A 10,530-nucleotide genomic window follows, 5' to 3' on the forward strand; every position below is an offset into this window, starting at 1 on the left:
AGACCGTATACGGACTCGGCTTTTTTGTGTCAGCCCACTGCGCTCTGCAGGTACAACAAGCCATCAGCGCTGCGATGCACCTGCAACTGTTCATACCCTTCAATCGATGGATGCTCCGTGAGCATGGGCTTGAGGTGCGTCGATGTTACGACCAGCACATCCGCACCCGCCGCCTCCCCCGCACGAATCCCCACCGTCGCATCCTCAAACACCAGACAATCCTGCACCGGCACACCCAGGCGTTGCGCACCCAGCTCATAACAGGCGGGGTTCGGTTTGCCGATGGCCACATCCTCGGCCGTTATCAACACCGCCGGTGGCGCGATACCCGCTGCCTGCAACCGACGCAATGCCAACGCCTTCGGCGCAGAGGTGACCAATGCCCACTGATCACCAGGCACGCTATTGAGAAACTCGACGGCACCGGGAATCGCCACGACGCCTTCCACATCGTTGATTTCAGCCTCGGTAATCCACTGCGCTTCAACTTGCGGGTCGACGCCGGGCAATGCCTGGCGCGTGATAGTGTCAATCGCCCGCGCACCATGAATGGTGGTCAGGAAGGCCGCCACGTCCAGCCCATGGCGTTCAGCCCAGATGCCCCACACTCGTTCGGCAGCGGCAATGGAGTTGAGCAGGGTTCCATCCATATCGAACAGGAAGGCGCGGTAAGGGCGGGCTGATACAGCTGAACCTCGGATAGACACTGCGGGGTTTCCTCGTAAGCTGAAACGAATAATCGGCCCGATGCAATCTACGGATCACCTACTGGGTTGTAAACGCTGACGCCCCAACAGCCAGCCAATCATTACGAATTTGTCATCATCCTGTTGGCTGGCTGTTTGAAGTACGGGGTTACCGTGAGCGCACTGGCACGACTCAACTACCCAGTGCAGGCCATGGCCTGCGCCAGTGACAATTGATCGAGCTACACTGGCGCCACGTATTGAATCAAGGCATTTCACATGAACATCCTCGTTGTCGAAGACGAACCCAAGGCCGGTAATTACCTCCTCAACGGTCTGCAGGAACTGGGTTACTCCGTAAGCCTGGCACGGGACGGCGTGGACGGCCTGCACCAAGCACTGGAAACGCCGTTCGACGTGATCGTGCTGGATGTGATGATGCCGAAAATGGACGGCTGGGAAGTACTGCGCCGCCTGCGTAAAGACTCCGACACCCCAGTGCTTTTTCTGACAGCTCGCGACGATATTGCCGATCGCATCAAGGGCCTGGAGCTGGGTGCCGATGATTACCTGATCAAGCCCTTCTCTTTCGCCGAGCTGGTAGCACGCTTACGTACCCTGACCCGTCGCGGCCCGATCAGGGAAGAAGAACACCTGCAAATCGCAGATTTGCACATCGACGTACTGAAACGCCGCGTCACTCGCGCCGGTACACGCATCACCCTGACCAATAAAGAGTTCGCACTGTTGCACCTGTTCGCCACCCATCAGGACCAAGTGCTGTCGCGCTCGCTGATCGCCTCGCGGGTATGGGACATGAACTTCGACAGCGACACCAACGTGGTGGACGTGGCCGTACGGCGCCTGCGCCTGAAAATCGACGACCCGTTCACGCTCAAGTTGATCCACAGCGTGCGGGGCATTGGCTACCGTTTCGATACCCAACCATGACCCACCGTCGCCATTATTCACTGACACTGGGCCTGGCCCTGATCTTCGCCCTGCTCGCCTTTGCACTGCTCGCTACCGTCGGCGTGGCGCTGTACCGCGAGTTGGAGCGCGAGCTGATCCGCCGCGACGATGTGCAATTGATTTCCCGCGTGGATCAACTACGCAACCTGCTTAACGACAGCAACACACTGGACTTGATCAAGACCAAGCCGGAACTGTTCCAGAATATGTTGGGCAACCGCGAATCGGTGCTGAGCATCGCCGCACCCGGCCAAAAACCGCTGCTGCTGGTAAACCCCGCCAACATCGATCTGCCAGCAGTCGAGCCGGTCCCCAAAGGCCACATCCTCACGCTGAGCGATGTGCAGCATCTGCCGGGCGTAAATGGCGTGCCCTTTTCCACCTTGGCCGCATCCATAGACTCCGGCGACCTGGGGAGCCTGCAAGTCACCAGCGGGCGCCTGATGACCGAGCGTACCGCCATGCTCGCCAGCTATCGGTTGAGCGTGTACGTCCTGGCGAGCATCGCCGCGATCTTCCTCGCACTGGTGGGCTACTTGTTGGTGCATCGCGGCCTGCTACCGTTACGTCGACTGGCCCGACACGCTCAAGGGATAGGCGTCGGCAACCTGGCCGAACGCATCGACAGCCAGGGAGTACCAAAAGAACTGCTGCCGATGATCGAGTCGTTCAACACCATGCTTGAGCGCCTGGCCAAGGGTTTTGCGCAACTGGGCCAAGTATCCACCGACATGGCTCACGAACTGCGCACGCCGATCAACAACCTGCTGGGGGAAACCCAGGTTGCCCTGCAACAGAACCGCAACATCGAAAGTTATCAGCAGCTCTTGGCCTCCAATGTCGAAGAGCTTGAGCGCCTGGCGCGAATGCTCGACAACATGCTGTTCTTGGCCCGCACCGACCCGGCCAGCGCCCTGCGCCAGCGCCAGGCACTCAGCGCCGCCGATGAAGTGGCCCGCATCGCCGATTACTTTGAAGGTTTGGCAGGCGATGCGGACATCAGCATTCGTGCCGAGGGTGAAGGCGTAATCTGGGCCGAACCGATGCTGCTGCGCAGGGCCCTGGCGAACCTGTGCGCCAACGCCATCAAATACGGCGCACCGGGTTCCGAGTTGTTGATCCAGGCGATTGCGGACGCCGAGGGCATCCACCTGCGAGTCAGCAACCAGGGGGAAACCATCCCTGCCGTGCATTTATCGCGACTGTTTGAGCGGTTCTATCGGGTGGATGAATCAAGGGAACGTTCGGCCCAGTCCAATGGCCTGGGCCTGTCGATTGTGGCGACCATCATGCAGTTGCATCACGGCCGGTACAGCGTCAGCAGCAAGGACGGCGTGACCTGTTTCGAATTGTTTTTCCCTGGCCGCGAGGCGTAAACAATCGCCTCTTGCCGTCACCGGCAAGCCGAAGTGTCATCCCTGGGGCGGCGTCAACTGACCTGACCGCCCACTTCCACCACGTCTACCGGCGTGTTCCACGCCGTAGCTACTGCGACGCGCAACCCATCGACCAAGCTCGACAGCGCCATCAATGGCTGGTTGGGAACGTGAATAAAACCACTGCGAACATCCGTGCCCGCAAGCACGTGCTGCAAACGGTAGAACACCTGATTGCAGACAAACGTGCCCGCCGTCTGGGACACCGCCGCGGCTATCCCCGCCCCACGCACCGCCTTGACCATGGCCTTGATCGGTAGCGTCGAAAAATAGGCCGCCGGGCCATCCACGACAACTGCCGTATCGATGGGCTGATACCCCAGGTTGTCGGGGATACGCGCGTCGTTGATATTGATCGCCACCCGCTCGATGGAAATCTCGCCGCGCCCCGGCGCCAGACCAGTGGCGATAACCATGACCGGACGCAGTTCATTGATCAGTTGCACCAGACACTCGGGGGCGGTGGTGAACGCACAGGGCAGCCGACGCGCAACAATCTGCACATCCTCGGCGAGCTGCACGCCGTCCAATTGGCGTGCGGCCTCCCAGGACGGATTAACCGAATCTTGATCAAAGGGCTCAAAGCCCGTCAGCAGTACGGTACGCATACAAGACCTCACATCAACAGGTAGAGCAGCACAATATTGACCACCAGCATCATCAGCGCCGTCGGCAACTGGGCCTTGATCACTGCGTTCTTGTCCGGCAATTCCAGCAACGCCGCCGGCACGATGTTGAAGTTGGCGGCCATTGGCGTCATCAGGGTCCCGCAGTAACCGGAGAACATGCCGATGGCGGCCATCACTGCCGGGTTGCCGCCGTAAATGCCCACTAACACCGGCACACCGACGCCGCCAGTCATCACCGGGAAAGCGGCGAAGCCATTGCCCATGATCACCGTAAACAGTGCCATGCCCAACACATACACCATCACCGCGACCAACTTGAAATCCAGGTTGATGTAAGTAGTGGTGACGTGGGCGACAGCCGTGCCGACGCCCGCTTCATTGAACAGCAGCCCGAGCATCGCCAGCATCTGCGGCAACACCATGGCCCAGCCCAGGGCTTCGGTGAGGCGGCGTGATTCGCGCAAGGCCTGCACCGGCGTATCGCGGGTCAGCCAGCAGGCCAGGCCGAGAGCGATCAGACAGCCGATACCGAGAGACACGAAGGTGGTGTTTTTCGGATCCAGCAACGGTATACCGCCGATCTCGGTGTGCTTGAGCAATACCGAGCCGATTACCGTGGTCAGGGGAATGGCCAGCGCCGGTATAAACAGCTTGTGGCCCAGGCGGCCAGCACTGGCGCGCGAGGCCTTATCGTGCAGCTCGACATGGGTGCCACGGCCCACGCCGCCGAACCCTGCTATCAATGCCATCACCACCACACCCGCCCCGATCACCACCGATGGCAGGCGCTCGCCCACCAGAAACGGTATGGCAAACAGCAACCAGAACAAGGCACTGGACCAGCGCTTGGGATGGGTTCGGTCCAACAGAATCATGCCTGCGGTGATCAGCAGCAGCACACCAGCCAGCCAGTAGAGGTATTGAATGGAAATAATCATTGGGAGGCCCCTGCCGGCGTGGCGACGGGAGTCATCTCACGCGTCAATCGTCGATCAAACCGATGCAAGCGGATCGCGTGGATGATGAAGGCGCAGATCGCCGTCGGGATACCCCACACCGCGATGTGCAGCGGCTCGACATCAATCCCCGAGCCCAGCAGGAACGTGTGCATCAATGCAATGGCGCCAAACGCAACGAAAATGTCTTCGCCAAAAAACAGCCCGACGTTGTCCGTCGCCGCGCACATGGCCAGCACTTTATGCCGCAACTTGTCCGGCAGCTTGCCGTAGCGCTTTTCCGCCGCACCTTCGGCCATCGGTGCCAACAGCGGGCGCACCATCTGCGGGTGCCCGCCCAGACTGGTCAAGCCCATGGCGGCGGTGGATTCACGCACGAACAGATAGATGATCAGCAGACGCCCGACAGTGGCACGCTCAAACCGTGCAATCCAGTTCTGCGCATGCAAGCGCAAGCCATGGCGCTCCAGCAAGCCGATGACGGCCAGGGGCAACAACAGGATCAATTGCAGGGCACGGGTCTGAAGGAAGCCATCACCCATGGTGGCGAGGATTTTTTCCAGCGGGAAGTGGGCAGCAAGCCCGGTGGCAATAGCCGCAGCGGTGACCACCAACAGCGGATTGAAACGTAAAACAAAGCCAACCACGATCACAAGTACGCCGATCAACGGCCATAAGTTCACAACAGTTTGCATGGCGGAGAGGTCCTTAAGTGCGCGCTGCGGCGCCATTACAGCAGGATGTGAACAAAGGGTTCACAGCAGGAAGTGGCGTGCAGTCGGCTCGGTTTTTTTATTGTTGACCCGTCAGGGCGAGCGTCAGTGGCAGCAACTGTGCTGCCTGAAAGCGGAAGGTGTCCAACAAGAAAAATTGTTGCTGCGAACCAATAAATTTTGTCGGCGACTGGAGTCCACACCGTTAACAACCTGTAGACAGTCGGCGACAGATTCGCGCATCGTGGCGCCGCGTGCTTATGGCGCCTTCATTACAACTTTAAATATGGAACGGCTGAGACCGACGCCAAGCAGCCATCCCTCATCCAACAAGGGGAAATACCGGTGACCTCATCCACAGCCGACACCGGCCTCAGCACGCAAACCCACCTGATCGCCCTGGTGGTCGCCGTGACTTTTTTTATGGAGAACCTCGACGCCACGGTGATCGCCACCGCGCTGCCAACTATGGCCGCGGCATTCGGCGTGACGCCGGTCGACATGAACATTGGCATCACCGCCTACATTCTTGCCGTGGCGATCTTCATTCCTCTGTCCAGCTGGATCGCCGACCGCTACGGTGCACGCCGGGTATTTGCTGGCGCAATCATTGTTTTCACCCTCGCCTCGCTGCTCTGCGGGCTCAGCCAAAGCCTCGAAATGTTCGTATTTGCCCGCGTCCTGCAAGGCATCGGTGGCGCACTGATGGTGCCGGTCGGGCGTCTAGCGGTGCTGCGCAATACCGATAAAAAAGACTTGGTGAAGATGGTCGCAGTGATTACCTGGCCCGGCTTGGTGGCGCCGATTCTTGGGCCGCTGGCGGGTGGACTTATCGTGACTCATGCATCGTGGCCATGGATCTTCTACGTGAACCTTCCATTGGGCGCCCTGGCCTTGGTCGCGGCACTGTGGCTGGTACCGGAAGGCCGCGAGGCGGATGTGCGCAAGTTCGATACGAAGGGTTTTTTACTGCTGGCAGGCGCCTGCGTGGCCCTCTTGGGCGGGCTGGAATGGCTGGGCAGCCAGGCAGGCGAAATGCTCATCCCGGGCGCAGCGCTGGTTGCGGCAGGTTTACTGCTGACGGTATGGGCCGTGCACCATTGTCGGCACTACAGCGCTCCCCTGTTGCCGCTCGATACACTGTCCATCAACACCTTCCGCGTGAGCATCTACGGCGGCTCACTGTTTCGCCTTGCCATCAGCGCCCTGCCTTTCCTGCTGCCCCTGCTGTTTCAGGTCGCATTTGGCCTGTCGCCAGTGGACGCGGGGCTGTTGGTACTTGCGGTGTTTGCCGGCAACCTGGCGATGAAACCCTTCACCACCGCCATCATGCAACGCTACGGCTTTCGCAGAGTGTTGTTGGTCAATGGGGTAATCGGCGTGGTGTCCATAATGGCGTGCGCGCTGTTCACGGCACAGACGCCGTTTTCGCTGATTGCGGCCGTGTTGTTTGTGGGCGGGCTGTCACGTTCAATGCAGTTCACTTGTTACAACTCGATTGGCTTCGCAGATGTGCCCAAGGCACGCATGAGCGAAGCGTCGGCGTTGTTCAGCCTGTCATTCCAACTGGCCATGGGCATGGGCGTGACGGTAGCTGCGCTGCTGTTGCGCGCATCCATGACCGTGCAAGGCCATGAGGTTCAGGCGCAGTCGGGGGATTTCCGCGTGGCGTTCATCGGGGTGGCGTTGCTGGGGATGTGGGCGCTGGTGGATGTGTATCGATTGCCCAAGGGTGCAGGAGAAAGTGTGCTGAACCGCGGATAAAAACGGCGGTTCAACACACTTTTCTGCGATCAGGCGGTGGTGCTGACCATCGAACCGGACGCGCTGCCCCCCTCATCCGTGACGGCCTGCAATAGCGCCGAAGTTGCCGTCTGCAATGCGGCAGCAGTGCCTGCAATTTGCGTTTGAGCCGCGGCTATAGCGGCAGCCTTGGCGTCTGCGCCCTGGCTACTGGACTGAGCCTTCTGAAGGGCCTGCTGCTGTTCTTGAAGCTGCTGCTGCAACTGCTCGATCTGTTTTTTCAACTCTTTGACCCGATCGGACTCCTGCGAGCTCGATGAGGCCTGGCCGCCGCCCGCGCCGGCCGCACCTTTAGTCTCAGCGCTCGCGCCAGCGGAGGAACTGCTGGCGGTACGTGTACTTTCGGTGGTGGCGGTATCCGTCGACGTGGCAGTGCTTGCTACGGAAACGGTAGTGCTAATGTTGATAAGCATGCCAAATATCCGACGTTCAGAGATTTGAGAATGCATCGGCCTGCCAGGCAATTACTTTAGACAAGCCTTGCACGTTTAGTCGCAGCAGCAAAAAAAAGCCCAACACAATGTTGGGCTTTTACTGGTCACGCCAATGCGATCACTGGCGAGGAATCCGAACAAGGATCTGCTTGCCCTTTTCCTCGATAGTGATGTCGATCTCATTTCCGTTATCGAGCAAGGCGCTCGCACGATAGAGACCACTTTTAATCTCGTCATCAATCGTCACGGCAACGCACGATGACGTTTGGTAAAACTGCTTATGAATGATGTCGGTGACAATTGGGCATGCCGCTTCTTCGATAGCGGACTGGCCACCGAACATTCCCAGCACGACCGATACAACGAACGCCGCCACCCAACCGTAAAAATAGTGCTTTTCCTGCTTCAAAAGCGCCGCTCGCTTCCAAAGATAAACAGGAACAATCAACGCCCACCAGCTTTGTGGCGCGGCATGACCGGCTGCTTTCAAACGCTTTTCGTCGACAACACACAGGGCTACGTTGAAGATCACAAAAACCCACCAAATACTCATACCGGAAAAGTATTCGATCAACCCACCCGCCAACTGGACGCCCGCCAACGCCCATACAAATCGGTTGTCTATTTCTGTTGCTGCAAGAGGTGGTGGGCCCGAGGGGCGTGGAATGCTTTGGGCCAAGTCAGTGTCTTTCAGAGCGACCCAATCGCCCTCGCCCGGCCATACTTTTGTTTGCGCGCTGATAGTGTTCGAACTCAAGAAACCTTGCATTTGCTCAAACGTAAAAGGTCCCTGTCGCGAACCGCTCAGCGCGTAATACCACTCTACACCCGACATTTTACTTTTCCCTGTTTTAACATCACTCACCCAAAAAGATGGCACTACGACAGTATCGACACCCCGTCAAAGATCTTGAGATTTCAGCTGTAGAAAGTGAACGCGCAAGGGCTGGCATTGCAAAAAAGAAATCCAAGCCCGAACTGGCTGGATTGGCACGGATGAGGGAATGAAAAAGACTATCTAGTGAGAGGCAGGCAACGAAATGATACTTTTCAAATCGCAGACAACAAAAAAGGGCCCACCTTTCGGTGAGCCCTTCTAGACCGCCCAGCAGAGCGGATTTTGTTTGGTAGGCGCGATTGGACTCGAACCAACGACCCCCACCATGTCAAGGTGGTGCTCTAACCAACTGAGCTACGTGCCTGCTGTGAGGCGGCATTCTACGGAATTCCGGAGGGGTGTCAACATCTTTTTTGCAGCTAAGCCTATGAATATGCGAATTTTTTATTTGCGACCAACCTACCTGCATTTTTTGGGTGGCTGGCAGGCAATTTTCAACTCAGGTAGGATCGGCGCACTCGTAAAAAATATAAAACAGAGGTTCCAGGATGGCGAACATCCCCTACCCACAGTCGTATTACGCCGCTTCCGCGAATGCCGTTCCGCCGCGCCCGATGCTGCAGGGTGAAGTCGAAACCGATGTGTGCGTCATTGGTGCCGGCTATACCGGACTCTCAAGTGCGCTGTTTCTCCTAGAGAACGGCTTTCGCGTGACCGTGCTGGAAGCTGCCAAGGTGGGCTTTGGCGCGTCAGGCCGCAATGGCGGGCAGATCGTCAACAGCTACAGCCGCGACATCGATGTGATCGAGCGCAGCGTAGGTCCTCAGCAAGCTCAGTTGCTGGGGCAGATGGCGTTCGAGGGCGGCAGGATCATTCGCGAGCGGGTAGCCAAGTACCAGATCCAGTGCGACTTGAAGGACGGCGGCGTGTTCGCCGCACTCAACAGCAAGCACATGGGCCACTTGGAATCGCAGAAGCGCCTGTGGGAGCGCTACGGCCATACTCAGCTGGAGTTGCTGGACGAGCGTCGCATCCGTGAGGTGGTGGCCTGTGACAACTACGTAGGCGGCCTGTTGGACATGAGCGGGGGCCACATCCATCCGCTCAACCTGGCACTCGGCGAAGCCGCGGCCGTAGAATCCCTGGGCGGCACGATCTACGAGCAATCGGCGGCAGTGCGTATCGAGCGTGGCGCCAATCCGGTCGTGCATACAGCCCAGGGCAAGGTCAGGGCCAAGTTCATCATCGTCGCGGGTAATGCCTATCTGGGCAATCTGGTACCGGAGCTTGCAGCCAAGTCGATGCCCTGCGGTACGCAAGTGATCACCACTGCACCGCTGGGGGATGAATTGGCCAAGACCCTTCTGCCGCAGGATTACTGCGTAGAGGACTGCAATTACCTCCTCGACTACTACCGCCTCACCAGCGACAAACGCCTGATCTTCGGCGGCGGCGTGGTATATGGCGCGCGCGACCCGGCGAATATCGAAGCGATCATCCGCCCAAAGATGCTTAAGGCCTTCCCGCAACTCAAGAATGTGAAGATCGACTACGCCTGGACCGGCAACTTCCTGCTGACCCTGTCGCGCTTGCCGCAGGTGGGGCGCCTTGGCGACAACATCTACTACTCACAGGGCTGCAGCGGCCATGGCGTGACGTACACCCACTTGGCGGGCAAGGTACTGGCGGAGGCATTGAGAGGTCAGGCAGAGCGTTTTGATGCGTTTGCCGACCTGCCGCATTACCCGTTCCCGGGCGGGCAACTGTTGCGCACGCCGTTTGCGGCGCTGGGGGCTTGGTACTACGGCTTGCGCGACAAGCTGGGATTCTAACAATGCCGCAGGAGCCGGCTCGCCGGCTCTAGCAACACACCACCAAATCGCAGACACAAAAAACCCCGGTCTTTCGACCAGGGCCTTTGCTATCGGGTCAAAGTAGCCAAAGGCTTGCTTTGTGCTTCAAGGCGTTCAGTGGGCCTTGAGGCAGATATGGCGCAGCGGACGGGACTCGAACCCGCGACCCCCGGCGTGACAGGCCGGTATTCTAACCGACTGAACTACCGC

10 protein-coding genes and 1 tRNA gene are annotated in these 10,530 nt (G+C 58.7%); 4 read left to right on the top strand and 7 right to left on the bottom strand.

Annotation, left to right across the window (positions count from 1 at the left end; translation table 11 throughout):
• Window positions 1–29: 29 nt before the first annotated feature.
• A complete protein-coding gene (locus tag ACEN2T_RS21550) occupies window positions 30–707 on the bottom strand; it encodes an HAD family hydrolase (protein WP_442117498.1) in 678 nt (225 codons plus the stop codon).
• Between the two features lie 258 nt (window positions 708–965).
• Here ACEN2T_RS21550 and ACEN2T_RS21555 point away from each other — a divergent pair, with 258 nt between their 5' ends.
• Entirely contained in the window at window positions 966–1,637 is a 672-nt protein-coding gene (locus ACEN2T_RS21555) for a heavy metal response regulator transcription factor (RefSeq protein WP_032886997.1), read from the top strand.
• Window positions 1,634–3,034, top strand: coding sequence for a heavy metal sensor histidine kinase (locus ACEN2T_RS21560; RefSeq protein ID WP_442117499.1), 1,401 nt, complete (start codon window positions 1,634–1,636; stop codon window positions 3,032–3,034). The genes ACEN2T_RS21555 and ACEN2T_RS21560 overlap by 4 nt, the downstream gene beginning before the upstream one ends.
• Window positions 3,035–3,087: 53 nt before the next feature.
• Here ACEN2T_RS21560 and pcp read toward each other — a convergent pair whose 3' ends face one another.
• The 3 genes from pcp to ACEN2T_RS21575 are packed head-to-tail and all read right to left on the bottom strand — an operon-like array spanning window position 3,088 to window position 5,374.
• A complete protein-coding gene (gene pcp, locus ACEN2T_RS21565) occupies window positions 3,088–3,702 on the bottom strand; it encodes a pyroglutamyl-peptidase I (RefSeq protein WP_032886999.1) in 615 nt (204 codons plus the stop codon).
• Between the two features lie 8 nt (window positions 3,703–3,710).
• Complete coding sequence (locus ACEN2T_RS21570; protein WP_032887000.1) at window positions 3,711–4,661, bottom strand: DUF979 domain-containing protein; 951 nt, start codon at window positions 4,659–4,661, stop codon at window positions 3,711–3,713.
• Window positions 4,658–5,374, bottom strand: coding sequence for a DUF969 domain-containing protein (locus tag ACEN2T_RS21575; RefSeq protein WP_032887001.1), 717 nt, complete (start codon window positions 5,372–5,374; stop codon window positions 4,658–4,660). The genes ACEN2T_RS21570 and ACEN2T_RS21575 overlap by 4 nt, the downstream gene beginning before the upstream one ends.
• Before the next feature lie 357 nt (window positions 5,375–5,731).
• Here ACEN2T_RS21575 and ACEN2T_RS21580 point away from each other — a divergent pair, with 357 nt between their 5' ends.
• A complete protein-coding gene (locus tag ACEN2T_RS21580) occupies window positions 5,732–7,156 on the top strand; it encodes an MFS transporter (protein WP_442117503.1) in 1,425 nt (474 codons plus the stop codon).
• Between the two features lie 29 nt (window positions 7,157–7,185).
• Here ACEN2T_RS21580 and ACEN2T_RS21585 read toward each other — a convergent pair whose 3' ends face one another.
• From ACEN2T_RS21585 to ACEN2T_RS21595, 3 genes are all read right to left on the bottom strand, one after another.
• Complete coding sequence (locus tag ACEN2T_RS21585) at window positions 7,186–7,608, bottom strand: hypothetical protein (protein WP_442117500.1); 423 nt, start codon at window positions 7,606–7,608, stop codon at window positions 7,186–7,188.
• 139 nt (window positions 7,609–7,747) lie between these two features.
• Window positions 7,748–8,464, bottom strand: coding sequence for a DUF4339 domain-containing protein (locus ACEN2T_RS21590; protein WP_050442833.1), 717 nt, complete (start codon window positions 8,462–8,464; stop codon window positions 7,748–7,750).
• Window positions 8,465–8,754: 290 nt separating this feature from the next.
• Window positions 8,755–8,831: transfer RNA gene (locus ACEN2T_RS21595), tRNA-Val, on the bottom strand.
• A gap of 184 nt (window positions 8,832–9,015) precedes the next feature.
• Between ACEN2T_RS21595 and ACEN2T_RS21600 the strand changes: the two genes are divergently transcribed.
• On the top strand, window positions 9,016–10,299 hold the full coding sequence (locus tag ACEN2T_RS21600) for an NAD(P)/FAD-dependent oxidoreductase (RefSeq protein ID WP_442117501.1): 1,284 nt from the start codon (window positions 9,016–9,018) through the stop codon (window positions 10,297–10,299).
• The last annotated feature ends 231 nt before the right edge of the window (window positions 10,300–10,530 follow it).

This window comes from Pseudomonas sp. W22_MBD1_FP4, from assembly GCF_052113765.1.
Classification (GTDB): Bacteria; Pseudomonadota; Gammaproteobacteria; order Pseudomonadales; family Pseudomonadaceae; genus Aquipseudomonas; species Aquipseudomonas sivasensis.